This window comes from Shewanella sp. SM101 (assembly GCF_025654465.1).
GTDB lineage: Bacteria > Pseudomonadota > Gammaproteobacteria > Enterobacterales > Shewanellaceae > Shewanella > Shewanella oncorhynchi.
This window is the reverse complement of the sequence record NZ_JAKKRH010000001.1, coordinates 107,987-133,678: the sequence shown is the minus strand read 5'-3', so window position 1 is coordinate 133,678 and position 25,692 is coordinate 107,987. Positions and strand designations below refer to the sequence as shown.

At 45.0% G+C, this 25,692-nt stretch carries 22 protein-coding genes and 14 tRNA genes; 21 read left to right on the top strand and 15 right to left on the bottom strand.

Translation table 11 applies throughout. The features are described from left to right. Positions 1-70 precede the first annotated feature (70 nt). The 10 genes from L5M38_RS00615 to L5M38_RS00570 all read right to left on the bottom strand — a co-directional run bounded on the left by L5M38_RS00615 (position 71) and on the right by L5M38_RS00570 (position 4,709). Entirely contained in the window at positions 71-1,468 is a 1,398-nt protein-coding gene (locus L5M38_RS00615; protein ID WP_028761090.1) for a TRAP transporter large permease, read from the bottom strand. After that, a complete protein-coding gene (locus L5M38_RS00610) occupies positions 1,468-2,124 on the bottom strand; it encodes a TRAP transporter small permease (protein ID WP_181800891.1) in 657 nt (218 codons plus the stop codon). The genes L5M38_RS00615 and L5M38_RS00610 overlap by 1 nt, the downstream gene beginning before the upstream one ends. 59 nt (positions 2,125-2,183) lie before the next feature. Further along, on the bottom strand, positions 2,184-3,203 hold the full coding sequence (locus L5M38_RS00605) for a TRAP transporter substrate-binding protein (RefSeq protein ID WP_113941003.1): 1,020 nt from the start codon (positions 3,201-3,203) through the stop codon (positions 2,184-2,186). A 467-nt stretch (positions 3,204-3,670) separates the two neighbouring features. After that, a complete protein-coding gene (locus tag L5M38_RS00600) occupies positions 3,671-3,901 on the bottom strand; it encodes a hypothetical protein (protein WP_105252063.1) in 231 nt (76 codons plus the stop codon). A 167-nt stretch (positions 3,902-4,068) separates the two neighbouring features. Further along, positions 4,069-4,144 (bottom strand) — tRNA-Val (locus tag L5M38_RS00595). Between the two features lie 28 nt (positions 4,145-4,172). Then, positions 4,173-4,248 (bottom strand) — tRNA-Val (locus L5M38_RS00590). 28 nt (positions 4,249-4,276) lie between these two features. Continuing rightward, positions 4,277-4,352 (bottom strand) — tRNA-Val (locus tag L5M38_RS00585). A gap of 48 nt (positions 4,353-4,400) precedes the next feature. Continuing rightward, positions 4,401-4,476, bottom strand: a tRNA-Val gene (locus L5M38_RS00580). Between the two features lie 37 nt (positions 4,477-4,513). Next, positions 4,514-4,589, bottom strand: a tRNA-Val gene (locus L5M38_RS00575). 44 nt (positions 4,590-4,633) lie between these two features. Further along, positions 4,634-4,709 (bottom strand) — tRNA-Val (locus tag L5M38_RS00570). A 609-nt stretch (positions 4,710-5,318) separates the two neighbouring features. On the opposite strand from L5M38_RS00570, the gene gltX reads away from it, so the two are divergent. The 9 genes from gltX (at position 5,319) to L5M38_RS00525 (ending at position 8,236) form a co-directional block, all read left to right on the top strand. Beyond that, positions 5,319-6,728 carry a glutamate--tRNA ligase gene (gene gltX / locus L5M38_RS00565; protein ID WP_113941005.1) on the top strand — a complete coding sequence of 470 codons (1,410 nt, stop codon included), beginning with the start codon at positions 5,319-5,321 and terminating at the stop codon, positions 6,726-6,728. Positions 6,729-6,833: 105 nt separating this feature from the next. Then, positions 6,834-6,909, top strand: a tRNA-Ala gene (locus tag L5M38_RS00560). A 63-nt stretch (positions 6,910-6,972) separates the two neighbouring features. After that, positions 6,973-7,048, top strand: a tRNA-Glu gene (locus L5M38_RS00555). Between the two features lie 104 nt (positions 7,049-7,152). Next, a tRNA-Ala gene (locus tag L5M38_RS00550) sits at positions 7,153-7,228 on the top strand. Positions 7,229-7,358: 130 nt separating this feature from the next. Further along, positions 7,359-7,434, top strand: a tRNA-Glu gene (locus tag L5M38_RS00545). Positions 7,435-7,552: 118 nt separating this feature from the next. Continuing rightward, positions 7,553-7,628 (top strand) — tRNA-Glu (locus L5M38_RS00540). 131 nt (positions 7,629-7,759) lie between these two features. Then, a tRNA-Glu gene (locus L5M38_RS00535) sits at positions 7,760-7,835 on the top strand. A 118-nt stretch (positions 7,836-7,953) separates the two neighbouring features. Further along, a tRNA-Glu gene (locus tag L5M38_RS00530) sits at positions 7,954-8,029 on the top strand. Between the two features lie 131 nt (positions 8,030-8,160). Continuing rightward, positions 8,161-8,236: transfer RNA gene (locus L5M38_RS00525), tRNA-Glu, on the top strand. 103 nt (positions 8,237-8,339) lie between these two features. Here L5M38_RS00525 and L5M38_RS00520 read toward each other — a convergent pair. Beyond that, positions 8,340-8,549, bottom strand: coding sequence for a hypothetical protein (locus L5M38_RS00520; RefSeq protein WP_263177998.1), 210 nt, complete (start codon positions 8,547-8,549; stop codon positions 8,340-8,342). A 509-nt stretch (positions 8,550-9,058) separates the two neighbouring features. Then, the gene (locus tag L5M38_RS00515) at positions 9,059-10,888 is read right to left on the bottom strand and encodes an ABC transporter ATP-binding protein (protein ID WP_113941006.1); all 1,830 of its coding nucleotides are present in this window, start codon (positions 10,886-10,888) and stop codon (positions 9,059-9,061) included. A 435-nt stretch (positions 10,889-11,323) separates the two neighbouring features. Between L5M38_RS00515 and L5M38_RS00510 the strand changes: the two genes are divergently transcribed. The 7 genes from L5M38_RS00510 to L5M38_RS00480 all read left to right on the top strand — a co-directional run bounded on the left by L5M38_RS00510 (position 11,324) and on the right by L5M38_RS00480 (position 18,529). Next, on the top strand, positions 11,324-13,015 hold the full coding sequence (locus L5M38_RS00510; protein WP_263177997.1) for a DNA-3-methyladenine glycosylase 2 family protein: 1,692 nt from the start codon (positions 11,324-11,326) through the stop codon (positions 13,013-13,015). A gap of 45 nt (positions 13,016-13,060) precedes the next feature. Beyond that, positions 13,061-13,618, top strand: coding sequence for a methylated-DNA--[protein]-cysteine S-methyltransferase (locus L5M38_RS00505; RefSeq protein WP_263177995.1), 558 nt, complete (start codon positions 13,061-13,063; stop codon positions 13,616-13,618). A gap of 47 nt (positions 13,619-13,665) precedes the next feature. Next, the gene (locus tag L5M38_RS00500) at positions 13,666-14,949 is read left to right on the top strand and encodes a DEAD/DEAH box helicase (protein ID WP_263166656.1); all 1,284 of its coding nucleotides are present in this window, start codon (positions 13,666-13,668) and stop codon (positions 14,947-14,949) included. A 72-nt stretch (positions 14,950-15,021) separates the two neighbouring features. Next, positions 15,022-15,492, top strand: coding sequence for a dual specificity protein phosphatase family protein (locus tag L5M38_RS00495; RefSeq protein ID WP_263166658.1), 471 nt, complete (start codon positions 15,022-15,024; stop codon positions 15,490-15,492). A gap of 139 nt (positions 15,493-15,631) precedes the next feature. Continuing rightward, the gene (locus tag L5M38_RS00490; RefSeq protein ID WP_028761082.1) at positions 15,632-16,531 is read left to right on the top strand and encodes a chemotaxis protein CheV; all 900 of its coding nucleotides are present in this window, start codon (positions 15,632-15,634) and stop codon (positions 16,529-16,531) included. Between the two features lie 171 nt (positions 16,532-16,702). Further along, positions 16,703-17,929, top strand: coding sequence for a serine/threonine transporter SstT (gene sstT / locus L5M38_RS00485; RefSeq protein WP_263173791.1), 1,227 nt, complete (start codon positions 16,703-16,705; stop codon positions 17,927-17,929). Positions 17,930-18,004: 75 nt separating this feature from the next. After that, complete coding sequence (locus L5M38_RS00480) at positions 18,005-18,529, top strand: CIA30 family protein (RefSeq protein ID WP_263177993.1); 525 nt, start codon at positions 18,005-18,007, stop codon at positions 18,527-18,529. A gap of 171 nt (positions 18,530-18,700) precedes the next feature. Here the strand turns inward: L5M38_RS00480 and L5M38_RS00475 are convergent, their stop codons facing one another. Then, positions 18,701-20,080, bottom strand: a complete 1,380-nt coding sequence (locus tag L5M38_RS00475; RefSeq protein ID WP_263177992.1) for a Gfo/Idh/MocA family oxidoreductase — start codon at positions 20,078-20,080, stop codon at positions 18,701-18,703. Between the two features lie 670 nt (positions 20,081-20,750). Here L5M38_RS00475 and L5M38_RS00470 point away from each other — a divergent pair. The 3 genes from L5M38_RS00470 (at position 20,751) to L5M38_RS00460 (ending at position 22,603) form a co-directional block, all read left to right on the top strand. Continuing rightward, entirely contained in the window at positions 20,751-21,167 is a 417-nt protein-coding gene (locus L5M38_RS00470; protein ID WP_263177990.1) for a DUF4279 domain-containing protein, read from the top strand. A 143-nt stretch (positions 21,168-21,310) separates the two neighbouring features. Continuing rightward, positions 21,311-21,778, top strand: coding sequence for a DUF3617 domain-containing protein (locus L5M38_RS00465; RefSeq protein WP_263146161.1), 468 nt, complete (start codon positions 21,311-21,313; stop codon positions 21,776-21,778). 384 nt (positions 21,779-22,162) lie between these two features. Beyond that, positions 22,163-22,603, top strand: a complete 441-nt coding sequence (locus tag L5M38_RS00460; protein ID WP_131523165.1) for a hypothetical protein — start codon at positions 22,163-22,165, stop codon at positions 22,601-22,603. Positions 22,604-22,701: 98 nt separating this feature from the next. Here the strand turns inward: L5M38_RS00460 and L5M38_RS00455 are convergent, their stop codons facing one another. Together L5M38_RS00455 and L5M38_RS00450 are read right to left on the bottom strand one after the other, a co-directional pair. Beyond that, positions 22,702-23,373: an RluA family pseudouridine synthase gene (locus tag L5M38_RS00455; protein WP_263177988.1), complete on the bottom strand. Its 672-nt coding sequence runs from the start codon at positions 23,371-23,373 to the stop codon at positions 22,702-22,704. Positions 23,374-23,448: 75 nt separating this feature from the next. Then, on the bottom strand, positions 23,449-24,072 hold the full coding sequence (locus L5M38_RS00450; RefSeq protein WP_263177987.1) for an acyl carrier protein phosphodiesterase: 624 nt from the start codon (positions 24,070-24,072) through the stop codon (positions 23,449-23,451). 206 nt (positions 24,073-24,278) lie between these two features. Between L5M38_RS00450 and L5M38_RS00445 the strand changes: the two genes are divergently transcribed. Then, positions 24,279-24,488 (top strand): hypothetical protein, encoded by a 210-nt coding sequence (locus tag L5M38_RS00445; protein WP_263177985.1) that lies wholly within the window; start codon positions 24,279-24,281, stop codon positions 24,486-24,488. Between the two features lie 62 nt (positions 24,489-24,550). Further along, on the top strand, positions 24,551-25,588 hold the full coding sequence (queA, locus tag L5M38_RS00440; RefSeq protein WP_263177984.1) for a tRNA preQ1(34) S-adenosylmethionine ribosyltransferase-isomerase QueA: 1,038 nt from the start codon (positions 24,551-24,553) through the stop codon (positions 25,586-25,588). Positions 25,589-25,692 lie beyond the last annotated feature (104 nt).

Genomic DNA, 25,692 nt, shown 5'->3' with positions numbered 1-25,692 from the left:
GCGAGCCTGACTAGGCTCGCTTAAAATCTATCTGTAATCAAGGGGTAATCTCACAACCTTGAATTGCAGACTAATATCCACGCATCGAATCCAACCATTCAGGTAAGAAGAGTGAAATCTGTGGTACGTAAGTAATCAGGGCTAAGAAGGCTAGCATCACGAGTAACCAAGGCAGAACCGACTGAATCACCCAACCAATACTGCGCCCCGTGATCCCCGCGGTGACAAAGAGATTGAGTCCCACCGGCGGCGTTAGCATACCGATCTCCATGTTCACGACCATGATGATACCTAAGTGGATAGGATCTATGCCTAATTGCGTTGCAATAGGGAACAGAATTGGCGCCATAATGAGTACAATCGCCGATGGCTCCATAAAGTTACCGGCAGCAAGCAACAGTAAGTTAACGATGATCAGGAATCCCCAGGCGGGTAAACCCATGCTAACAATATACTCAGCAATAATGTGAGGGATACGTTCTGTGGTTAATACATGCGCAAATAGCATAGCGTTAGCTATGATAAACAGCAGCATGATACTGACCTTGGCACCATCGCGCACAACATGACGTATGTCTTTGTCGATAGGCGTTTTAATCAGTCCTAAGAACATATGACCTAAGTTACGCGCAGTTGCTTTGGCTAAGTTTTCACCTTGATTACGCCATGCCACGTCTTTTAATGGCCCGATATCACGGTAGCCAAATACCGCAATAAGGTAAGCATATACACAAGCCACAGCTGATGCTTCGGTTGGGCTAGCGACGCCACCATAGATAGAGCCTAATACGATAAAGATGAGTGCTAATCCACCCATTGCCTTGGCACTTGAAATCCCCAGTTGTTTAACGCCAGGAAAAGGACGTGAGGGCAAGTTTTTAAAGCGGGCAACGATATAAATGACGATCATCAATATAAATCCCATCATTAAACCTGGGATTAAGCCTGCCATAAACATTTTTGCAGCCGACACTTCAGTTGCTGCGGCATACACTAACATGACGATTGAAGGTGGGATCAAAATCCCGAGAGTGCCAGAGGTCGTGATCACGCCTGCAGCAAATTTTTCGGGATAACCTGCTTTTACCATGCCGACTATGACGATAGAACCAATTGCCGCAACAGTCGCAGGAGATGATCCAGAAACCGCAGCAAACAGCATACACGCCATAACGGATGCCATTGCTAATCCACCACGGACATGTCCAATACTGTCCATGGCAAAATCGATAATCCGTCTAGCGACACCACCCGTTGATAGGAAGGCGGATGACAGAATAAAGAAGGGAATTGCGAGTAAAGTGTAATGCTCTGATGAAGACTCATACAGCTTGAGTGCAACTGAAGCTAAGGAGTCATTCGAGAACAATAAAATCGTCAGCATGCTGGAAAAACCTAATGCGATAGCGATAGGCATACCGAGAAACATACATACGAATAGGGCGGTAAATAGGGTTGCAATAGCCATTATTTAGCCTCCTTTTGGTCAGAGACTGGATCTACTTTAGCGTTTTTAGCGCTCTCATCGATTAAATGCATACTTTCTTTCGCTTCATCGGCAAATTGGAAGCCTGAGACTTGGTCACGCAAAATGGCGATAAAGAGTTCGACAAAACGCCAAGTCAACATAAAAAAGCCAATGATTAAAATACTTTGAGATAACCAAATCGGTATTGCGCCATCTTCAATATCGATTTTTAAAGTGTTCCAAGCAAAATCTGGATCAAGACTTTTTAATATAAATTGTGGGAAATGAATGTCTTCCATAGGCAAACCGATTTGATACATCTGGCTTAAGTAATCCCAACTGCCTTTTAAAAAGAGTCCGCAGTAGACGATACAAACAAAGGCAGTAATAAGAGATACTATCTTTTTAGCCTTTGGCGCTAAATTTTTAACAAACGCATCGACACCAATATGGGCACCGACTTTAACCCCATAGGACATACCAAATAACACAAACCAACCGCAAAAGGTTAATGTAAGTTCTTGGATCCAAAGAAAACCCGTGTTGAAGAAGAAGCGAGCGACGACTTCTGAAAACACTAACAGCGTCATCAGAGTGATCAATAAATTGAGCACACCTTCTTCAACATAACCAAATATTCGCGATATCACAGCCATAATCCCCTCGCTGAAATGGCCGCCTAAGCTCGGTTGAGCTTAAGCGGCTATTATCATTATTATTTATTTGCAGCTACAGCAGCATCAATCACATCTTTACCGATTTGATCTTCAAACTTAGCCCAAACAGGTTTCATTACCTCAACCCATTTTTGACGTTCAGCAGGAGACAGAGTTACTAACTGTGAACGTTTAGAATCAAGGATTAACTGTTTGTCTTCATTGTCTTTTTCAGCGGCAATCTTGTTACCTAATGCGATAGATTCGTCTAAAGCTTCTTTGATGATCTTACGTTTGTCAGCAGGTAGACCTTTCCAGAAAGTGTCAGAGGTCACGACCATATAGTCGAGAACACCGTGATTACTTTCAGTGATTTGGCTTTGCACTTCATAGAACTTTTGTGAATAAGTATTTGACCAAGTGTTTTCTTGACCATCGATAGCGCGGGTTTGAAGTAGGGTAAATACTTCAGAGAACGGTTTTTTCACAGGGATTGCACCAACAGCATCAAACTGGGCTGCTAGAACATCAGATGCCATAACGCGGAATTTCAAGCCTTTTGCATCAGCAGGATTTTTAAGTGGTGTGTTAGATGAGAACTGTTTCATACCATTGTGTAAATAACCCAGACCGACAATCCCTTTACGGCTCATGGAGTTCAGTAATGTTTGACCAGCTTCACCTTGTTGGAAACGGTTCACGGCATCCATATCATTGAATAGGAAAGGTAAATCGAATATTTGTAGACGTTTAGTGTAACGCTCAAACTTTGAGAGTGAAGGCGCGACAAATTGTACGTCGTTTAACAGCAGTGCCGCTAGTTCGTTGTTATCCCCAAATAACTGTGAGCTAGGAAATACACTGACTTTGTATTCACCTGGTAAACGTTGTTCAACGAGTTCTTTAAATTTAAGTGCCATTTGGCCTTTAGGTGTGTTTTCTGCCACTACGTGTGAAAACTTAATTTCAATCGGTTCTGCAAATACGTTAAAACTGGTCGCAAATACGGAGGCAACAGCGAGCATTTTGACTAAGGTTTTGAGTGGACGGGTCAATCCAGTTTGTTGATTCAATATCATCTTGAGTTCCTTTTTCTGTTGTTAGGATTTGTCCTCAGTCTTGGTTAGTTTGTTACCAAGTTTGAGTAGGAATACAGCCTTGATTTCCCTGAGGTCTGTCTTACTAAAGGCAAATACCACGCCAACTTACACTGGCTTCTGTAAGTGTTTGGTTACTAAAGTGTAGTTCATTTGATGTTTGTCACACTTTTAGTTTGGTGGGTGAGATCTCGCTCACAGTGATTTTGTGTTTGGGTGGAAACCCACCCATAGTGAAGATCGGCCCCAAATTGACGGCTCTTGTCGTTGCAGATAAATTAAACAAACTTAGTTATTTTGAGATCAAAAAAAGCCGTAAAATTATGCGATATAACGACAAATATTGTGGTGGGCTGCTTTAGGAGGAGAAGTGTAGGTGAGATGTGAAGTCTATGGAGGTTAAGTCGATAGCTATCGTAGTCAATCAAGACACAATTCATTTGATGCTGTTAGTCATCCTCTAAAAGAATACGTTTAAGGATAGCATCGCTAGGTAACAAGGCTAAATGGCCTTGTTCATCAAAGTACCAACCGGTAATAAAGCCTTTTTGGCGCATGCTGACGAGATTATGCATGACTTCCCGCGCTTCTTTTAGAGCCGTTTGCTCATCGCAGGCGTGGGTATGCTTTAAATAAGTGGCGATATTGGCAAGAGAAGCGGATTGACTGACGCTGGCCATAATGTTGATCTCCAAAAATGCTAAAGCAGAATGAAATCAGGCTGAGTGTCGATAGTGCTTAGTATTTAACGAAATATAAAATGCCGAATAGCATAACTTATCACTCGCTGATTGAGATCAAGCATAGTTGAGTAAGCGCGTGGGTAAAGTTTATTGGGGGAGATATATGGTGGTCGCTACTGGGCTCGAACCAGTGACCCCCTCCTTGTAAGGGAGGTGCTCTCCCAGCTGAGCTAAGCGACCTGGGATATAACGTGTGTATTGCAGAATATGGTGGTCGCTACTGGGCTCGAACCAGTGACCCCCTCCTTGTAAGGGAGGTGCTCTCCCAGCTGAGCTAAGCGACCTGGGATATAACATGTGTATTGCAGAATGTGGTGGTCGCTACTGGGCTCGAACCAGTGACCCCCTCCTTGTAAGGGAGGTGCTCTCCCAGCTGAGCTAAGCGACCTGGGCATTCTTAAACTACACAATTTTTAAGTCATTTTTCACTAAATAATGGTGGTCGCTACTGGGCTCGAACCAGTGACCCCCTCCTTGTAAGGGAGGTGCTCTCCCAGCTGAGCTAAGCGACCTGGGAATGACTTTTACACATTAATACATCAAGTTATATGGTGGTCGCTACTGGGCTCGAACCAGTGACCCCCTCCTTGTAAGGGAGGTGCTCTCCCAGCTGAGCTAAGCGACCTAGGATATAACATTTTGTATGCCATAATTTCTTTGTAGAAAATATGGTGGTCGATACTGGGCTCGAACCAGTGACCCCCTCCTTGTAAGGGAGGTGCTCTCCCAGCTGAGCTAATCGACCTCGCTGTGTGGAGCCGTATTATAGGGAGGTTCGATCTAGTGTCAACGCTTTTTAGTGAAAAAAGCATTGGTCGCGCTATTTTTGTCCACATTGGCTTAATGCTAATCACGCCGCCGATCAAAGTGTTATTTAATTCGCCAGTCAATGGTACGTAATTTGGACGCTCGCGATTAAATACGAGTTGAACTCATCCCATTCACCTGACTTTTTTGTGGTAAAAGTGCTGAGGAAGTGAGTGATTTATAAAAATTAGCGCACTAACAGCATGAGTGCATTGATAGTGTATAGATGCGCGTGTTCGATGGCGCAGATATTTATAGTCGAAGGAATATAGGTGTAGAGATTTAGGGGTTGGAATATAAAGCCTGAAAAATCTTGTCAAGTGTTAGCATTCATCAATGGTGGTGATCGCAATAGTGCCACCTTTATATATCGCTTTATATTGGCTTTCCTATAAAAGGGAGGGATTCGCGACACGATTTAACCAGATAAGTGATACTGTGAAGCTTGTCCCATTTGCAGCGCCTGCTTTGACTGTTAGAATAAGCCCACTTTTTTTTATCGTGATTGTCTTTATCTAGACGACTTTATATAGGTTAGTGTCCCATTATGACAACTAAGACGCGTTTTGCCCCTAGTCCTACCGGTTTCTTGCATGTTGGTGGTGCCCGTACTGCACTTTATTCTTGGTTACAAGCCCGTGCCAATAACGGTGAGTTTGTATTACGTATTGAAGACACTGATATTGAGCGTTCGACTCAAGCTGCTTGCGATGCGATTTTAGAAGGCATGAACTGGCTAGGTTTGACATGGGACGAGGGCCCATATTACCAAACTAAGCGTTTTGACCGTTATAACGAAATCATTGCTCAAATGTTAGAAAAGGGCACAGCGTATAAATGTTACTGTTCACGTGAGCGAATCGATGCCCTAAGAGAATCACAGGCCGCTAACGGTGAAGCACAAAAGTATGATGGTTGCTGTCGCGACTTACCCGCTCGCGAGACTGATGAACCATTTGTAGTGCGTTTTAAAAATCCAATCGGTGGTTCAGTGGTATTTGATGATCATGTTCGTGGTCGGATTGAATTTTCTAACGATGCATTAGATGACTTGATCATCGCCCGTACCGACGGCGTGCCAACCTATAACTTCTGTGTGGTGGTTGATGATTGGGATATGGGGATCACTTGTGTGGTGCGTGGTGAAGATCATATCAACAATACCCCGCGTCAAATCAACATTCTTAAAGCATTAGGGGCGCCGATCCCAGAATATGCACACGTATCTATGATTCTAGGTGATGACGGCGCTAAGTTGTCTAAGCGCCATGGCGCTGTTAGCGTAATGCAGTACCGTGACGATGGCTATTTACCAGAAGCACTGCTGAACTATTTAGTGCGTTTAGGTTGGTCACATGGCGATCAAGAGATTTTCTCATTAGAAGAAATGAAGCAATTCTTTAAGTTGAGTGACATCAACAAAGCCGCTTCTGCTTTTAATACCGATAAACTGGTGTGGTTGAACCAACACTATATAAAGAGCCTAGATCCAGAATATGTGTCAACACACTTACAATGGCACATGGACGATCAAAAAATTGATCTGTCAAATGGCCCAGCATTAGCTGAAGTGGTCACTGCATTAGCTGAGCGCGCTAAGACTCTAAAAGAGTTAGCCGCATCTAGCCGCTATTTCTATGAAGATTTTGCTGAGTTTGATGAAGCACAGGCGAAAAAGCATTTACGCGGTGTTGCGTTAGAGCCATTGCAACTGGTGCAACAGAAATTATCAGCATTAACTGAGTGGACAGCTGAAGCTATTCATCAGGCAATTGAAGATACTGCGACTGAATTAGATGTGGGTATGGGTAAGGTCGGTATGCCTTTACGTGTTGCAGTAACAGGGGCAGGGCAGTCTCCAGGCTTAGATATCACACTATTTTTAATTGGAAGAAGCCGTTCTGAGCAAAGAATATCCAAAGCGATTGAATTTGTAGCAGATAGAATAAATTCCTAAAAAAACGAGTTGACACTTTTAGGTGCGCTGCATAGAATGCGCCACGCAGTTGAGACACAGTCGAGCAAATGCTTGCAGTGCACTTAAATGTAGTTCGATAGGTTTGGGGTTATAGCTCAGCTGGGAGAGCGCTTGCATGGCATGCAAGAGGTCCACGGTTCGATCCCGTGTAGCTCCACCAAACTTACCGTAGATGTTAAACGGGAACCTTTTCTAGTGAAAAGTTCAAATTAATATGTCCAGGGTCCCCTTCGTCTAGAGGCCTAGGACACCGCCCTTTCACGGCGGTAACAGGGGTTCGAATCCCCTAGGGGATACCAAATATTGGTTCCTAGCAAATAACTAACGTGTTGTTTGGTAAGAACAAAATCTAAATTTCTGCTGATACATATACTGCTAAAGTTAGCTGTGTTGACAAAAATTTGGGGCTATAGCTCAGCTGGGAGAGCGCTTGCATGGCATGCAAGAGGTCCACGGTTCGATCCCGTGTAGCTCCACCAATTTACTGCCTTATTAAGCAGAAACGAAAGTTTAAATTAATACACCCAAGGCACACTTTGCTACCTAGAAGAGTGCCTATGATACCGTAGATGTTAAACGGGAACGTTAAGTTCAAATTAATATGTCCGGGTCCCCTTCGTCTAGAGGCCTAGGACACCGCCCTTTCACGGCGGTAACAGGGGTTCGAATCCCCTAGGGGATACCACATTTTGGTTCCTAGCAAATAACTAACGTGTTGTTTGGTAAGAATAAGGCATTTGCTTCCTAGCCTACTGAAGTGAATGTGTTACAAAGCTCGGTTACGAGTTAAAACATAAGTCCGGGTCCCCTTCGTCTAGAGGCCTAGGACACCGCCCTTTCACGGCGGTAACAGGGGTTCGAATCCCCTAGGGGATACCATCTATATTTTATAGAGAGTGGTTCCTACCAAATAACTAACGAGTTGTTTGGTAAGAACGAGACATTTGCTTCCTAGCCTACTGAAGTGAATGTGTTACAAMGCTCGGTTACGAGTTAAAACATAAGTCCGGGTCCCCTTCGTCTAGAGGCCTAGGACACCGCCCTTTCACGGCGGTAACAGGGGTTCGAATCCCCTAGGGGATACCACATTTTGGTTCCTAGCAAATAACTAACGTGTTGTTTGGTAAGAACAAGGCATTTGCTTCCTAGCCTACTGAAGTGAATGTGTTACAAYGCTCGGTTACGAGTTAAAWCATAAGTCCGGGTCCCCTTCGTCTAGAGGCCTAGGACACCGCCCTTTCACGGCGGTAACAGGGGTTCGAATCCCCTAGGGGATACCATCTATATTTTATAGAGAGTGGTTCCTGGCAAATAACTAACGAGTTGTTTGGTAAGAACAAGGCATTTGCTTCCTAGCCTACTGAAGTGAATGTATTACAAAGCTCGGTTACGAGTTAAATCATAAGTCCGGGTCCCCTTCGTCTAGAGGCCTAGGACACCGCCCTTTCACGGCGGTAACAGGGGTTCGAATCCCCTAGGGGATACCAATTTTAATCAAGGTTTATCGAAACTTTGATTAAAGACAATAAACCACCTCAAGGTGGTTTTTTTGTGTCTAAATTTTGAGTATTAAATTGAGATCTCCCCGATTCATTTACGAGTCATACGCCCCGAGTTATTTGCCGAATTTACCCAACAATTCAAACCATCCACATTAATACCAATTGTATTAAATATCTGTTCATTCAGCGGGAGTTCAACGCGCTTTAGACAAGGCGAAGGCTTGAAGGCATAGTGGTGCTCTGTCGAAAGTCTTAAACGCAGTATAAAGCGCGTTGAAACCCGCCCTTCGGGAGCCACACTTAAAAGGGAATAACCATTTCTGCGTCAATGCGCCTTGGATTGAAATGCCTGTGAGGCTCTGAACTGATTAAATATTTAATGTGATTGGTATAAGATAAATAATGCTTCGAGAGGCTTACTTCCTGTGGTGAAGTCATTCTGTTTAATCGTGTGACAAAGATTATTGAAGCGTTTTCCTGCTTAACTTTGCGCTAATCCATGGCTCAAACTCACCTTTCGGATTGTTCAGTGTGTTGGCACTTTGAATGCTGCCACTTTCAATACTGATAAGTTGAATCGTTAAGCGCGATTTATCTCTTGTTTCCAATCGTTCAACGAGTGAAGTTTGAAGTGAGCCGTTCACACGGTAGCCATTGTAATAGATGAATCGTGTATTACTGCGGTGAATATGAGCGTGAGAAGAGTGAAGCTTTGTGGGAAGAGGGCAGAATTAGGCGGAAACTTATTTGAGATAAAAAAGGCGACACTCACTGCTGAGTGTCGCCTTTCGTCATCTTACCTTTGGCTTAGTCTACACCTAAGAATCCACCGGTTTGGTGGGCCCATAATTGAGCATAAATCCCGCCTGCGGCGATGAGTTCATGGTGCGTGCCTTGCTCAACGACTCGGCCTTGATCTAATACAATTAACCTGTCCATCGCGGCAATAGTCGAAAGTCGATGGGCAATCGCGATCACTGTCTTGCCTTGCATTAATTCATACAAACTTTCTTGAATAGCAGCTTCGACTTCGGAATCTAGTGCAGATGTGGCTTCATCAAGCAGTAAAATGGGCGCATTTTTCAATAAAACCCGCGCGATGGCGATACGCTGTCTTTGGCCACCAGAGAGTTTTACGCCGCGTTCACCCACTTGGGCATCTAAGCCATGATTACCGTTAGGATCACTGAGTTCCTGAATAAAGTCATAGGCTTGAGCTTGTTTAATCGCGCGATCAAGTTGCTCTTCACTGGCACTGGGATTGCCGTAAAGAATATTCTCGCGAATGGTGCGGTGCAAGAGGGAGGTATCTTGAGTTACCATGCCAATTTGCGAACGCAGTGAATCTTGCATAACCATCTTGATGTCTTGATCATCGATATTAATCTGACCTTTTTCAACATCGTAGAATCGCATTAGTAGATTCACTAGGGTCGATTTACCAGCGCCAGAACGCCCCACTAAGCCAACTTTTTCACCTGCTTTAATATTCAAATTCAGATCTTCAATCACGCCAGTCTGCTCACCGTAATGGAAACACACTTGGTTGAAATCAATCTTGCCATGATTGACGACCAGCGCCTTGGCGTTTGGCTCATCTTGGATGATCGTTGTTTTCGATAAGGTGTTCATTCCATCGGTAACCGTGCCGATATTTTCGAATAACGAACTGATTTCCCACATTATCCACTGTGACATGCCGTTTAAGCGCAGTGCTAAACTGACCGCAATGGCGATGGCGCCGACCGTGATTGCGCTATCGGTCCATAGGGCTATCGATACTGCTGCAATACTAAAGGCCAACAGATAGTTGATGATTTGCACGCTGACGCTGATGCCCGTCACTAAGCGCATTTGGCGATAAACCGTGTCTAAAAATATCCGCATACTGGATTTGGCGTATTCGGCTTCTTTTTGTGTGTGGGCGAATAGCTTCACTGTGGTGATGTTGGTATAGCTGTCGACGATACGGCCTGTCATGGTTGAGCGCGCATCGGCTTGCTCGGTAGAGACACTTTTTAGTCTAGGCACAAAGTACCATTGCAGACCAACATACAGTGCAAGCCAGACGAGCATAGGTATGACTAAGCGCAGATCAGCGCTGGCAATCATCACCAGCATAGAGGTGAAATACACTAAAATGTATACCAACACATCGAGCAATTTCATCACCGTTTCGCGTACGGCTAAGGATGTTTGCATCACTTTCGTGGCGATTCTGCCAGCAAAATCATCTTGATAAAACGATACACTTTGTTTTAGCAAATAACGGTGTGCAAGCCAGCGGATCGACATAGGATAATTGCCGAGCAAGGTTTGATGCATGATAAGCGCATGCAGTAATACCAATATTGGCATCACAATTATCACCATACCTCCCATCAGCATTAAGGTCGTGCCTTCGTCTTGGAATAGCGTTTCGGGATTTTTTTTCACAAGCCAATCAACTAATTGGCCCATGAACCCGAACAGTGACACTTCAAGCATGGCCAGCATGGCGGTCAGCACTGACATTAAGATCAGCGGCAGTTCGTAGCCCTTAGTGTAGTGGCGACAAAAAGCATAAACCCCTGTGGGTGGTTTAGTGGGTTCATCATCGGGTAGGGCTTCAACCCAGGATTCAAATCGTTTAAACATGAATTAACTCTATGGTGAGATAAAAAATAGTCGGCTCTAGCATATACCCAAACAACCTGAAGATGCAGGATTCAGCGGGAATTTAACGCACTTTAGGCAAGGCGGTTATTTGCAGACCTAGTGGACTAAGTTAAAAATAACCAACACGGCATAAAGTGCGTTAAAACCCGCCGGGACGGAGCGTCTAGGACACTCCACTTCCGTGTTGCACCAATTCAAAAGGTGGCCGACATTCTGTCATTGATGCGCCTTGAATTGAAGCACCCTAGACGCTCTGAAACTCGTATCTTCAGGTAGCTTGGGTATATAAGATTTCATGCCCTAAAAGCATTGAAATGATTGAGTTCCGTTTTCCGCTAGTGCTACATGCTAGTTTTACGTAAAGTAATGAACAAGAAATTAATTGTGAGCGAATATTGTCGGGCGTGATGAAAAATGAGTGCAGATAGAGTGTCTAAGAGTGCGATTAAGCGTGATGAAATAGATTCGGTGCATTCACTGGAGTCCAGTGCGGGGCTACTTTCTGCGTCCATTTGCCGTGAGGCGAGGATGAGCCGCGATCCGCGTTTTGATGGTAAGTTTTTTGTGGGCGTATTAACGACGGGCATTTATTGCCGTACCGTGTGTCCCGCCGTCGCGCCAAAAGAGCAAAATGTGCGTTATTTTGATTCGGCCGTGAAAGCCGCACAGGCTGGATTACGCCCGTGTTTGCGTTGTCGGCCCGACAGTGCGCCAGGTTCAAATCCGTGGAAAGGCACTGGCACTACGTTGGCGAGGGCCATTAGTTTAATTGAAGCGGGTGCCTTAGCGGGGAAATCATCGGGCGAACCTGCGTCGACTGTGACACAATTGGCTGACAGATTAGGGATCAGCAGTCGTTATCTCAATAAGCTCTTTACCGAAGGCTTTGGCACTTCGCCAAAACAATATGCCTTATATCGGCAGTTACTGTTTGCTAAACAATTATTGCACCAAACCCAATTACCTATCACTCAAGTCGCGATGGCGGCGGGTTTCAACAGTATTCGCCGTTTCAATGAGGCGTTTAAGCAAACCTTGCAATTGACGCCGACGCAGTTAAGAAAGAGTGCATTAACCAAAGCGGCAAAGGAGTCCATGATTGAGCCACTAACAGGATTAGATGAGATTGATACTATGGGTGAATTTGTGCCGCACTATGGATTAACCTTGTATCAGTATTATCGGCCGCCATTGGATTGGGCATCGCAGCTGGCGTTTTATCGATTACGTGCGGTAACAGGGATGGAATGGTTCACGCCGCAGATGAGTCATCCACAAGCGAGCGATGTCGTTGGCGATGAGGCGTCCGTGGTAGATGAGGCCAAAGCTGGCGATAATGGGCTCGAATATGGTCGCTGTTTTGCCCTAGGTAAGATGCGCGGCACAGTGCACATTATCCATGAGCCTAAGCTAAATCGCTTCAAACTCGCGATAATGTTGACCGAAGACTCTCCTGTCGATGAGCTGCAATTGCTGGTCACTGAAGTGCGACGCATTTTAGATCTCGATGCGGATATGCTGTTGATTGAACAAGGCTTAATTGCGCTACCAAGTTTAGGATTAACACCGTTTTCGGGATTACGCATTCCCGGTGCAGGCTCCTTATTTGAGGCGGCCTGCCGTGCGATTTTAGGCCAGCAAGTGACTGTAGTGCAGGCGAGTAAGCTACTTAATCAATTAGTTGAAGCCTATGGCGAGCGCTTTAGTCTCAATGGTTGCGAGTATCGTTTATTTCCTACACCCGAGGCCATTCGTGAGGCGAGTCTAACTGAGCTAAAAATGCCCGGCGCTCGTAAGTTAGCCCTCAATGCGCTCGCGGCGTTTATCTGTGATCATCCTGAGGCGAGGGTCGATGATTGGCTCAGAGTTAAGGGCATAGGTCCTTGGACAATCGCGTATGCTAAGCTTCGCGGTTTGGGCGATCCCAATGTGTTTTTGCATACCGATTTGATTGTTAAAAAGCATTTGCTGGCCTTGTATGGCAAGACCCATAGGCTGGATGAAGCCGCTGCGGGTGCAGTCAACTACCCGCAGCTGTGCCAGCAACTGAGTCAAGAAATCGCGCCTTGGGGCAGTTATTTAACTTTTCAGCTTTGGCATCAATAGCGACTAAAACGATCTAAGTTGAAGACATAAATAGAGAGATAAATTATGAAACATGCGATTCGTCAATTGAGCCAAGCGCCGAGTATTGCTGCGTATCAGCCCTGTGCCGTAGATACTTTTATGAGTCCTGCCGGAATATTGCAGTTAAATGCCAATGCCTATGGACTGAGTCATTTAACCGTTGTCGGCTCGGATCGCACTGAGATTACGCTTGCCAAGGCGAGTGAGGATGCCCTCAATCAAGCTAAGGCGCATATTCGCGAAACTCAGACGCAGCTTGCGAATTACTTTGCGGGTGAGCGGGTTGAATTTGATTTAAAGCTCGCGCCCAAGGGCACTGAATTTCAGCGCGACGTATGGCAAGCCTTGCTCAATTTAGATTACGGCCAGAGCTGCAGTTATGGGCAGATTGCCGAGCAAATCGGTCGGCCTAAGGCAGTGCGCGCCGTGGGCGCGGCCAATGGCGCCAATCCCATTGCGATTATTGTGCCTTGCCATAGAGTAATAGGCAAAAATGGCAAGTTAACGGGTTACGCCTACGGGCTTGCGATGAAACAGCAGTTGTTAACGCTGGAAACTGACAAGCACTGCCTCGATATTTAAGCTAGAATAGCCGCCTATTAAGATATTGGTGAGCAGTTAAACTTTCTATGACTCAGGCTTCTTCCTCTGCGGCAAGCTTTGCCCAACTCGGCATTATTGCACCTTTGCTAAATCGACTAACCGAATTAGCGTATGTTTCGCCCACACCAGTACAGGCGGCGACGATTCCCGCTGTGCTCGCTGGGCGGGATGTGTTAGCCGGCGCCAATACGGGCTCGGGTAAAACGGCAGCCTTTGCCGTGCCGCTGTTGCAGCAACTTGTTGAAGCAAAAACAGACGATAAGACAGGCGCTTATGTTCGTTGTTTGGTCTTAGTACCAACCCGTGAATTAGCCCAGCAAGTCGCAGACAGCTTTTTGTCCTATGCTTCGCATTTGAATGGCAAGCTAAAAATTGTCGCCGCGTTTGGCGGTGTGTCAGTCAATGCGCAAATGCAGAGCCTACGCGCTGGTGCTGACGTATTAGTGGCAACGCCGGGTCGTTTGTTAGATCTGTTGTCCAGCAATGCCATCAAACTTAACCGCGTTAGTGCCTTAGTGCTCGATGAAGCCGACCGCATGTTAAGCCTTGGTTTTACAGAAGAATTAGCCCAAGTACTCGATGCGTTGCCCGTCAAGAAACAAACCTTATTATTCTCAGCGACATTCCCTGAAGAAGTCCGCGAATTAACGGCAAAACTGCTGAATGATCCGCTTGAATATCAATTTCAAAGTGAACAAGAAAGCACGATTCATCAACGGGTGATTACCGTTAATCGTCCGATGAAAACCGCATTATTGGCGCATCTGATTAAAGAACATCAGTGGTCACAGGCGTTGATTTTTGTGAGTGCCAAAAATACCTGTAATCATTTAGCGCAAAAATTGTCTAAACGTGGGATCAGTGCCGAAGTGTTCCATGGCGATAAAGCCCAAGGCGCACGTACGCGAGTGCTCGATGGGTTTAAAAATGGTGAGATCAGTGTGTTAATCGCCACTGACATTGCCGCCCGTGGTATCGATATCGATAAACTGCCTGTGGTGATCAACTTTGATTTACCAAGAAGCCCAGCGGATTATATGCATCGCATTGGCCGTAGTGGCCGCGCCGGTGAAGCGGGCTTAGCTGTGACCTTGATTTCCCATGAGGATTATCACCACTTTGGCGTGATAGAGAAAAAGAACAAGCTTAAGTTAGTGCGTGAGCAAATTGTCGGTTTTGAAGCCGATGACGAAATGCCAGCCGAACTGTTAGAACAAGCTAAACCTGTCGCCAAGCCCGAAGGTTCGGGTAAAAAAAAACGTAAACAGTTACCGCCTGCCAATGCTGAATTTTGGGGTAAAAAATCTTAAGTCGTTGGAAACAAGCTATTCTTAGCTTATCTCTGGCGTTCCTTGTCATCTCACTTGTCGTAGGTAAGGTTTATGCAACACTTATTCTGGTTAGTTGAAGGTAAAGTCGCAGGGCGCAGTGGTCCCAATAAAGATCCTTGGGATTTGCAGGCGCTTAAAGAGGCCGGTATTGGTGCCATTCTATCGGTCAATGGGGGCGAAGGCTGTGAGCCTAGCACCTTTAAAAAGCTCGATTTACGTTACGAATGTATTCCCTTTTCGCGCAATGTGCCGCCCCAAGATGGGGATGTGGCGATTTGTGTCGCTCAATTGCCCAAGGCATTAGCTTTTATTCAGCAGTGTGAAGCCGATGGATTACCTGTGGTGATCCATTGCCGCTCGGGTAAGGATCGCACCAGTCTTATCATGGCCTATTACTTGATGGTCAATGGTGCAGCGCCATTACATGCGGTGAGCCAAGTTCGTAATATTCGCGATATTGCTTTTACTGCCGAAGGTTGGGATCAATTCGCCTTTGATGTCTTGTATGCATTGCAAGACTAAGCACTTGTCGGCGATTGGCATCGAACCTATTAATAAATAGGTAATAATAGTTTCATTCGTTTGACCTTAGTCATCAAAATTTTACTGTGTTAAGGTTAAGCTATCCGAAGGTTGTTTTTAGTGAGTTATTTATCTAATTATGAAAAGTAAGGCAAGTCAGTCACAGGGATTACTACTGTTTCGGTTATCACAGACTCAAGTGTTTGCCTTAGGCACGTTGAAAGTGCGTGAGCTGGTGCCGTACACACAGCTAAGCAAAATTCCCCAATCTCATCCGACGATTCTTGGCGCTTCAACGATTCGTGGCCATACGATTCCTATCATCGATATGGCGGCTGCGATTGGCTATCGGCCGATAGCCCCTGAAGAGCGCGAAAAATGCTACATCATCATCACTGACTGTCAGCGGATGATCATTGGCTTTTTAGTGCGCGGTATCGATAAGATTATTGAATGTAATTGGCGCGATATTGAGGCGCCTTCTGCCAATTTGGGCAAGAATGCTTACTTGACTGGCGTGACTCGTTTTGAGGACCAGTTAGTACAATTGCTCGATGTTGAGTTATTGCTGTCGAAAATTTTCCCGAATAACCCACAGGCAAATCGGGCAATCTTGACCGATGTGCAGCGTGAGAAACTCAAACCCATGAATATCCTGTTAGTGGATGATTCTAAGGTGGCACGTAAGCAGTTATCCGACGCCCTTGATATGATCAACATCCCTTATCGAGTGACCGCCGACGGTAAAGAAGCCTTAGTCATGATGGAACAAGCGGCACTAGAGCATCATCCCATAGATATTCTGGTGAGTGATATCGAGATGCCGGGACTAGATGGTTACGAACTGGCATTTGAGGTGCGTGATAATCCACTGACTGCCAAGGCCTACATCATTTTACACACGTCTTTATCCAGCGAAATAAGCGTGAGTCAGGCCCACCAAGTGGGGGCAAATGAAGCGCTGACTAAGTTCGATGCCCACGAGTTGATTGATGCCATGTTGCGTGGTGCCGATTTAGCCATGAAGCAGCGCCAATAAGGCGCTTGTTAGTTTTTTGTATGCTTTTTGCGGGACAAGGGTAATTTAGTTAGCTTATTTCCCCGCAAAACTAGACAAGTCTAGTTACATCCTATAAAAACCTTATTGGCCTCATTTCCGAAGGTGCGCGTTGGGGATCTCAACCGAAATATAATAACGACAGGTTAAACCATGAAACAAGAATCATCATTATTAGCTAAGTTGGCTAATGGCAGTCTCGTATTACAAATCTTATTAGGGATTATCGCTGGTGTGGTGTTAGCGAGTTTTTCACCCGATAGCGCAAAAGATATCGCCTTCTTAGGCAGTTTATTCGTTGGAGCATTAAAAGCGATTGCTCCAATACTGGTATTTATCTTAGTAGCATCATCGATTGCCAATCAAAAGAAAAATACGCAAACCAATATGCGCCCAATTGTGATCCTGTATTTATTGGGTACCTTTGCCGCGGCGTTAACTGCTGTGATTTTAAGCTCTATTTTCCCCACGACTTTAGTTTTGGTTGCTGGTGTGGAAGGTACAAGTCCTCCACAAGGTATTGGTGAAGTGATCCATACCTTATTATTTAAACTGGTTGATAATCCAGTGAATGCGTTAATGACGGGCAACTATATTGGTATTCTTGCTTGGGGTGTGGGTTTAGGTCTAGCCTTACATCATGCTAGCGATTCGACTAAGCAAGTATTTGCCGACATGAGCCACGGCATTTCGCAAATGGTGCATTTCATTATTCGTTTAGCACCTATTGGTATTTTTGGTTTAGTTGCTGCGACGTTTGCTGAAACCGGTTTTGCCGCAATTGCGGGTTATGCGCAGTTATTGGCTGTGTTATTAGGTGCGATGGCCATTATTGCGTTAATCGTTAATCCTTTAATTGTTTACGTGAAGATTAAACGTAATCCCTATCCGTTGGTATTTCGTTGTTTGCGTGAAAGTGGCGTGACGGCATTTTTTACCCGCTCGAGTGCGGCGAATATTCCGGTGAATATGGCGCTGTGTGAAAAATTAAATCTGCATGAAGACACTTATTCAGTCTCTATTCCCTTAGGTGCCACCATCAATATGGGCGGCGCGGCGATCACTATTACGGTATTGACCTTAGCTGCGGCGCATACCTTGGGCATTCAAGTCGATTTACTCACCGCATTGTTATTGAGCGTTGTCGCCGCTATTTCGGCTTGCGGCGCCTCGGGTGTGGCGGGTGGTTCATTACTGTTGATCCCACTGGCTTGTAGCTTGTTTGGTATTTCTAATGATGTCGCCATGCAAGTAGTCGCTGTCGGCTTTATTATTGGTGTGGTTCAAGATGCAGCCGAAACCGCATTGAACAGCTCTACTGACGTTATCTTTACCGCTGCTGCTTGTGAAGCCGCTGAGAATAAAGCTAAACTGCGTTAACGAGGGCTGTTATTCGTATTGAAAAGTATTATGGAAGCAGTCACTTAGGTGGCTGCTTTTTTTATGGGAGTCGTTATGATCTTTTTTGATTTTAAAGTGCTAGATGCCGCAAAGCCCTGGTATGGAATAAATGACACTGTGATGGGCGGTTTGTCCCGCAGTAAGATGACGGTGTCACCTTTAGGCTATGGTGAGTTTAGTGGCCATGTGTCGCTGGCAAATGGCGGCGGGTTTGCTTCAGTGCGTTGTGAGTTTAGCCCTATAGATGTCAGTGGATTTACTGGGATCTATGTCGAACTCGATGGCGACCGACCTAAAGATTATAAAGTGAATCTAAAGGATGTCGACACACCCCAAAGCACGGTTTATCAAGCGCCTATGCCCGCGCCAAGTCATCAAACGTTTGGCGTGAGTGGCGCTAGAGTCTTGAATTGGCAGCGGATAGAAATTCCCTTCAGTGACTTCTTGCCCCAATGTCGGGGTAAACCGATTTCCCGAGTGGCAATGGATTTAAGCCAAGTTTGTAGTCTAGGGTTAGTGATTGGTGCCCAGCAGAGTGGTGATTTTTCTTTGAAAATCAAAGGAATTGGCTACTATTAGCGTTTATAGTTGGTTTCTTATCATGAGTTTGTTGCCCCTAATTGCTTGTCTCTTATTACTTGCTATTGATGGTGTGGGCATCTCTAGGCTTCATTTAAGAAAAGGATAAGGCCGAGGCACTTATCCTTATGGTGAACCCATCAAAATGATGAGTTTGGCGAAAGCCGCTGCTTAAGCGCCGACAATCCCTAAGGGTTTGGCCGTTTGCCATGCGCCGCGGGTAAAATCTGGGAAGGTGACTGAATTACTGCGGTCATTGACTGAATGTTCACTTAAGATATTCACCACCGACCAAGACGCGCCATCGTACACATCCTGATCTAAGGCCTCGCCATTGCGCAGGCAATAAATCATGCGCCATAACATCACAAAATCCATGCCGCCGTGGCCGCCGTTAATCTCAGCTTCTTTGCCTATTCGTTGCCACAGAGGGTGATCATATTTGTCATACCACTTTTGCATGTCCATATCCCACTCGTGGTAACTTTGACCAAAGCCACCATTTTCGACGGCGATACGATTCGGGAAACCCGCAAACACGCCATTTGTCCCTTGGATTAAATTGTGGCGACTGTAAGGTCTTGGGCTCGTAGTGTCATGCTGCACCATGATGGTCCGGCCCTTAACGGTCTTAATCAGACTGGTATTGATATCCCCATTGATGTACTTGAGCTGATTACGCTCATGATCGGCGGGGAATTCACGTTTAGCATAGAGCGCACGGCCAAGAGCGGGCGAACTCATCGAGGTTAGATAATCAAATCTATCACCGCGGTTGATGTTCATATACTGGGAAACTGGTCCTAAACCGTGGGTCGGGTACAAGTTACCGTTGCGCTTGGTATGCCAATAAGTTCGCCATGAGCCCGTCTTATGGTCTATTTCCTTCATCTGCCAGCGTAGCTCGTGGATATAAGCGGCTTCACCGTGGAGCAACTCACCAAACACACCTTGGCGTACCATGTTGAGAACCATAAGTTCTTCACGGCCGTAGTTGACGTTTTCCATCATCATGCAGTTTTTCTGAGTGCGTTCAGCGGTATCCACAATTTGCCAGCATTCTTCTACTGTGAGTGCTAACGGTACTTCGACAAAGGCATGTTTACCGCTTTCCATCGTCTCTATCGCCATAGGTGCGTGCCATTCCCATGGAGTAGAAATGATCACAATATCAATATCATCGCGGCTCAAGAGATCGCGATAGCTCAGGTCATTACCTGTATAGACAGCCGGTTTTGGCCGATTCTGTTTAACGATATGATCCACGGCTCTGTCCAGCACCGCTGGGTGAGTATCACAAATAGCTTTAAGTTCAACGCCTTCTAAATGACAGAATTGCTCGACATGGCTAAAGCCACGCTCGCCAACACCGATAAAGCCAACTCGAACCACGTCCATCTTGGGTGCTATGAGTCCGATAACGGATTTACCCGTTTGTGGTTTAGGGGCGACACTACTGGCGTAGGCGTTGAGGGCAATATTGGCTGTGACGAGTCCGGCGGTAGCTGCACCCGCTGCCTTAAGAAAGTGACGACGATGAATGTTATGCATAGCGCTTCCTGCTTTATTTTTGTTTTGTAGGGATATTGAAATATCACTTGGTCTTACTTGTGCGGTAATTCACTTATGGGTTATATCAGAAACCCTATTAAAATTGGCAATAAAAGATGTAACAAGCTCCTATAAGTCCATTTGATATATGAAATGCGTACGTTATGGGGTTGTGTAAAAATTTTAAAAAAAACAATTTCTTGAGTTATTTTTATTACGAGTTCATCAATATGATCAAACCAAACTAAAAAACGAAAGTGGGCAATATATGGAGCATATTCATACCAAAGGATTGAGTTCTAGATTTGTAGAAATAACGCTACAGCCCCCTTGTGCTTAACTCTTCATCAAGAGTCGTAGAAACTGGAAGAGATACAATCGTATCTAAATTGCTTGTTTGTGAGTACTTTCTGTCAATACACGTGCGTGTTATCTCAAACATCTAAATCTAAAAATATTTAAAATTAAACACTTACAGGTTACCGTTTTAGGATAATTGGTCTGGAAAACGCGCATGCGTGTCTTTCTGATGGATTCTTGTATATGAAAAGCGGTAGAAAGCTGATAACTTCTAGTTAATACAAATAGTTAAGTGTGTGCGTTTTTATTTTGCTATGGACGCCAACGCTACGCTGCATTGGCGCTTTTTAGCTCAGCATTAGGGCCTTTTATGGGTGCATTTGAATATTCACAAGCCACTCTTCGGATCTTCGGGGATGATTTGATACCTGAAGACGTATCAAATTTACTTGGTGGTACAGCAACTAAAAGTAAAAAGAAAGGTGATGAAGATGTCAGCAAAACCAGTGGAAAAGTGCGGATTGCCAAAACGGGTAGCTGGCATTTTCAGGCTAAAAAGAGAGAGCCAGAAGACCTAAACGCGCAGATTGGAGCAATTTTATCCCAGCTAACAAGTGACTTAGCGATATGGGAAAAGCTTTACCAAAGCTACAAAGTTGACATGTTCTGCGGCTTGTTTATGGGCAACTGGAATGATGGTTTGAGCTTGTCACCTGAAATCATGCTGGCACTTGGTCAACGTAGAATTGTTTTAAGTTTAGATGTTTATAGTGGGTCGGACGATTAAGATGGTTGTCGCCCCTAAAAACAAATGTTAAAGCCAGCAAAATTGCTGGCTGCGACCTCAACCCGCAGCACGACTTTGCGTGCTAAATTTGGGCGCTAGGCACTAAAACCTTACTTGTTTTTCATTAATTAAAGGAATAATAAATGACCCACCTAATTACTAAAGTGATGTTAACTGGACTCATAGTGGCATCAACTCATCTTCACGCTGAAAACTATGACTTCAAACCGGGTTTATGGGAAACCACTTGGAAATCCGAAATAGTAGAAATAGACGCACCTCCTGAAATGGAGAAAATGATGCGGAGCATGGCCAAAAGGCCTGATTACACGGAAACTGAATGCATAAATGACATCGCCTCTGCATTTGATTTAGAGCCTGAAGAAAATGAAGGCGAAGAATGCCAAACCAACAGCAATTGGATCAGTGCTAACAAGATGGTGTTTGAAACATCATGCACTAGCCCTGATGGTGCATCTAAAACAGTGGGTGAAATGCGTTTCAATGGGAAAACGTTCACTTCTAAGCTTGAAGTGACAATCTCTGAAGAGTCAATGAAAATCAAGTCGAAACTCGTTGGCAATGGAAAATATATTGGCGCTTGTGACTAAGTGCCATACAAACTCTTCAACTTGACGCATAACGGTTAGCAAGGATGTTATGAGGGCAGTTAGTAATATAGAGGGGATTTATTGGACTTTTGCTGACATTGCCAGTTGGTCTGTTTGGCTGCCGTTCTCATTTTATCGACGTCTATACAGCGCGGTGTTTTTATTCAGCTCGCTAGATAAGTCTTTTAGCTGCCTTTACTTTAGCGATAAGTAAATAGTGATAAAGATCGCGTTTTTATTTTTAGATTGAGCTACACTGCCGATTAATTAGTCAAAGGAATTTATCTTTTATATTTTAAATATTTAGCAGATTTAAATTAACCAAAAAGTTACATTTGACGGGCGATTTGAAGTAATTTGCTGCTGTGGGGAGTAAAGAGTTAAATGGGTTCTATGCTTAATGTACTACCACAACTGACATTCACTTTAGGTGATTGGGTATTGCATAAGGATATCAGGATGTCTGGGATTGAAAAACGCCGTCGCCTTCATTGGCGGGAGACAGATATGCAAAATCGTGAAATTATAGGTCGTTGGTTAGATGGGCGTCCTTTATTGGGGGACAAAATTACCCTCTATAAAGAAGACGATAAATATTTTTTAGAAACTTGGTTTAGCGATGGCTGCCATAGTTTAGATGAAGTCTATATGACGCAAACTCCTGAGGGCCATAAGCTAGAGGATGTTGGCGGCAATTTCTTTGGTGAATTTTTTATCGTTACATCGTCGCAGCAATTACAATTTTGTAATGAGCAGGGCTGTTATTTCCAAGCAGAAAAATTAGCGGCTGATGTCGATTTTGGTCAAGGTATACGCGTCGCTTAAACGACGACAGTCGAATCAGTAAATAACTAAGGTCGCACGATAGCTAAGAGCTAAGTCGCGACCTTTTGCTTTTATGGAATTGTAGCGAGTGGCTTAAGTTATTCAGTAAATGGATGTTTGCTGCTAAAAAACAGCGGTTTACCCGAATAGGGATGGGTCAAACTTAAGTTTTGTGCATGTAAACATAAACGCGGTCTGGCCTTTATAACCTCGGCATCACCGTAAAACTCATCACCCAAAATCGCATGGCCTAGGGCAAGCATATGCACACGCAATTGATGGGTGCGGCCTGTTTCTGGCGAAAGCTCGACTAAGGTGCTGTTTTCTCGGCGCTCTAATACACAGTAGTGAGTGAGGGCGCTTTTGCCGCCAGTCTCTCCCGCCTGTAGCGTTTTTTGATAGGGCGGATGTTCAGTGTCTGGCACTATCGCGAGGTCAATAATCCCCTGTTCTTGCAGCACATGTCCCATCACTTCGGCAATATAGACTTTCTTACTCTGTCTATCTTGAAACTGTGTTTTTAAATGCGACTCTGCTTTTTTATTACGGGCGAACACCATAATGCCCGAGGTCGCACAGTCGAGCCTATGCACTAAAATTGTTTCTGGATAAAGGGCTTGTAAGCGGGTTAACGCGCAATCGAAGGTGTGAGCCGCTCGACCCGGATTAGACAATAATCCCGAAGGTTTGTTGATGATAATCAGATCTCTATCTTTATAGCGTATGTCTAGCCAAGGAACTGCTGGGGGCTGGTAATCAAATATCTGCATCTTGTCCTCATTTTTGCGCTGCAATACTAGCAAAATTTACGCTGGCACACAGCATAATCTCATGCTTGCTTATTCTTAGAGGGGTGAGGGCAAATATTCTACAGGCGTCTTACGGCTCCAAATACGGGTATAAGCCATCAGCTGCGGATAAAAAGTGCGGAACGCGGTTTCGATTTCTATCTGCATTTTATTGACGACTTTATGGGCATCTTTGAACAGTGCGGCTTGCGGATGCTGTTTGGCCACTTGTGCTAAGGCTTGTTGTAATCCTTTTTCGGTGGTGTAGCTGCCTAGCCAATCGGCGCTGCGCATTGTGGGCAAGAGTGTAAATAATGCCTCTGGATGGTATGGATCAACGCCTTGCGTGGCGAAAGCATCTAACGCGTCATAGGCCTTGCTGCTGAATTCATCCAAGGGTTGGTGGTGATATTCTTCCCAATAGTAAGCTAAATAGTGATCGAAACTCACCGCCATGAGTTCTGCTGCTATGCTTCTTAAGGGCGCAGGGAAAGCTTCCATTAATTCAATCGTCAATTCATGGCTGGCGCAAAGGGCATTAATCTCTTGGTTTAGCCATAAAGCTTGGCGTAACTCAATTGGAGCTTGTGCAATTGGCGCTTGAATATAGTTACCTGCTACGTTGGCAGCAAGGTGGGTTTTACTGATGTCGGCGAGATGTAAGTGTGTAAGAAAGTTCATTATTTGTGCTTGGTTAACCACGTCGGTTCACGGTATCATGCACAAGCGCGCTTAGGAAAGCGCCGAAGCTAAAAATGCAGTATTTTTTCACTTTTTATTGATAATGACATTTGATTCGCCGTGAATAATTATGGCTGACTTAAATGTTGACATAGTAATCGATAAGGGAAAGTGAAATAAAATCAATAACTTTTTTAGGATCATGGATGATGTGGAACTGGTTCACCAAAATGCTTGGTAAAGACGAGCAGCAGAAGCGCAAAAAAGTGCTAATAGAAATCCCCTTTGAACAACACCGTTTCAGCATGGATGACTTTAGTCGCTCGCGGCTAAAATTCGATGCCGATGACAATCAGCCCCAAGATGGCATTAATCCAGTGGAACCCGAGCAAGAAGTGGACATTGGCAATAAGTAATCTTGATCTTATTGGCCTCTAACCATAGACTAGCCGCCGTTCTAAGCTATCTAGAGGCCAATATGCGCGTTGCAGACTTTTCTTTCGATCTCCCCGATGAGCTGATCGCTCGTTATCCTATGGCGCAGCGTAATGCATCCCGTCTGTTAACCTTAGACGGCAACTCTGGTGCGTTAGGCGACAAGCAGTTTACCGATCTGCTGGGGATGATTAATTCCGGCGATTTAATGGTGTTCAACAATACCCGAGTGATCCCCGCGCGCATGTTTGGTCAAAAGGCCAGTGGTGGCAAGTTAGAAATTTTAGTTGAGCGTATGCTCGATGATAAGCGCATCCTCGCCCATGTTCGCAGCTCTAAATCCCCTAAAGTGGATTCGTTAATCCATCTCGACGGTGGCTATCAAATGAAGATGGTCGCCCGCCACGATACTTTGTTTGAACTTGAGTTGTTATCCGAGTTAACCATCTTAGAAGTGCTTGAAGCAGTAGGGCACATGCCTTTGCCTCCTTATATCGATAGACCCGATGAAGATGCCGACAAAGAGCGCTATCAAACCGTGTATAACCAAAATCCTGGCGCAGTTGCCGCGCCAACGGCGGGTTTGCATTTTGACGATGCCATGCTCGATGCATTAAAAGCCAAGGGCGTGAATGTCGCGTTTGTGACCTTGCATGTGGGCGCGGGAACATTTCAGCCAGTGCGTGTCGATACTATTCTTGAACACAAGATGCATTCCGAGTGGGCGAATGTGCCGCAGGATGTGGTTGATTTAATCGCGCAAACCAAAGCTGCGGGTAAACGTGTGGTGGCCGTGGGGACGACGTCAGTGCGCTCCTTAGAAAGTGCGGCACGCGCAAGCCTTGGCGAACTCAAAGCTTTTAGCGGCGATACCGATATCTTTATTTACCCAGGTTATGAATTCCAAGTGGTCGATGCTATGGTGACAAATTTTCATCTACCTGAATCAACTTTGATCATGTTAGTGAGTGCTTTTGCCGGTTTTGATCATGTTATGGCGGCGTATCAACATGCTATCACGCAAAAATATCGCTTCTTTAGCTATGGCGATGCGATGTTTGTGACGAAAAAAGCCCACTAGACCAAGATTTTGTTTTAAAATAGCCGCCCAAAGTGAGATTGTGCGGCAATTTTTTTCGTTAAAAGATTGAACCTTTTAAGGCTGTCCCCATCTCTATTGTTAAT

Excerpts from the sequence above, each read along its gene's own strand:
- L5M38_RS00615 (WP_028761090.1), bottom strand. The coding sequence starts at position 1,468 with ATGGCTATTGCAACCCTATTTACCGCCCTATTCGTATGTATGTTTCTC.
- L5M38_RS00610 (WP_181800891.1), bottom strand. The coding sequence starts at position 2,124 with ATGGCTGTGATATCGCGAATATTTGGTTATGTTGAAGAAGGTGTGCTC.
- L5M38_RS00605 (WP_113941003.1), bottom strand. The coding sequence starts at position 3,203 with ATGATATTGAATCAACAAACTGGATTGACCCGTCCACTCAAAACCTTA.
- L5M38_RS00600 (WP_105252063.1), bottom strand. The coding sequence starts at position 3,901 with ATGGCCAGCGTCAGTCAATCCGCTTCTCTTGCCAATATCGCCACTTAT.
- gltX (WP_113941005.1), top strand. The coding sequence starts at position 5,319 with ATGACAACTAAGACGCGTTTTGCCCCTAGTCCTACCGGTTTCTTGCAT.
- L5M38_RS00515 (WP_113941006.1), bottom strand. The coding sequence starts at position 10,888 with ATGTTTAAACGATTTGAATCCTGGGTTGAAGCCCTACCCGATGATGAA.
- L5M38_RS00510 (WP_263177997.1), top strand. The coding sequence starts at position 11,324 with ATGAGTGCAGATAGAGTGTCTAAGAGTGCGATTAAGCGTGATGAAATA.
- L5M38_RS00505 (WP_263177995.1), top strand. The coding sequence starts at position 13,061 with ATGAAACATGCGATTCGTCAATTGAGCCAAGCGCCGAGTATTGCTGCG.
- L5M38_RS00500 (WP_263166656.1), top strand. The coding sequence starts at position 13,666 with ATGACTCAGGCTTCTTCCTCTGCGGCAAGCTTTGCCCAACTCGGCATT.
- L5M38_RS00495 (WP_263166658.1), top strand. The coding sequence starts at position 15,022 with ATGCAACACTTATTCTGGTTAGTTGAAGGTAAAGTCGCAGGGCGCAGT.
- L5M38_RS00490 (WP_028761082.1), top strand. The coding sequence starts at position 15,632 with ATGAAAAGTAAGGCAAGTCAGTCACAGGGATTACTACTGTTTCGGTTA.
- sstT (WP_263173791.1), top strand. The coding sequence starts at position 16,703 with ATGAAACAAGAATCATCATTATTAGCTAAGTTGGCTAATGGCAGTCTC.
- L5M38_RS00480 (WP_263177993.1), top strand. The coding sequence starts at position 18,005 with ATGATCTTTTTTGATTTTAAAGTGCTAGATGCCGCAAAGCCCTGGTAT.
- L5M38_RS00475 (WP_263177992.1), bottom strand. The coding sequence starts at position 20,080 with ATGCATAACATTCATCGTCGTCACTTTCTTAAGGCAGCGGGTGCAGCT.
- L5M38_RS00470 (WP_263177990.1), top strand. The coding sequence starts at position 20,751 with ATGGGTGCATTTGAATATTCACAAGCCACTCTTCGGATCTTCGGGGAT.
- L5M38_RS00465 (WP_263146161.1), top strand. The coding sequence starts at position 21,311 with ATGACCCACCTAATTACTAAAGTGATGTTAACTGGACTCATAGTGGCA.
- L5M38_RS00460 (WP_131523165.1), top strand. The coding sequence starts at position 22,163 with ATGGGTTCTATGCTTAATGTACTACCACAACTGACATTCACTTTAGGT.
- L5M38_RS00455 (WP_263177988.1), bottom strand. The coding sequence starts at position 23,373 with ATGCAGATATTTGATTACCAGCCCCCAGCAGTTCCTTGGCTAGACATA.
- L5M38_RS00450 (WP_263177987.1), bottom strand. The coding sequence starts at position 24,072 with ATGAACTTTCTTACACACTTACATCTCGCCGACATCAGTAAAACCCAC.
- L5M38_RS00445 (WP_263177985.1), top strand. The coding sequence starts at position 24,279 with ATGATGTGGAACTGGTTCACCAAAATGCTTGGTAAAGACGAGCAGCAG.
- queA (WP_263177984.1), top strand. The coding sequence starts at position 24,551 with ATGCGCGTTGCAGACTTTTCTTTCGATCTCCCCGATGAGCTGATCGCT.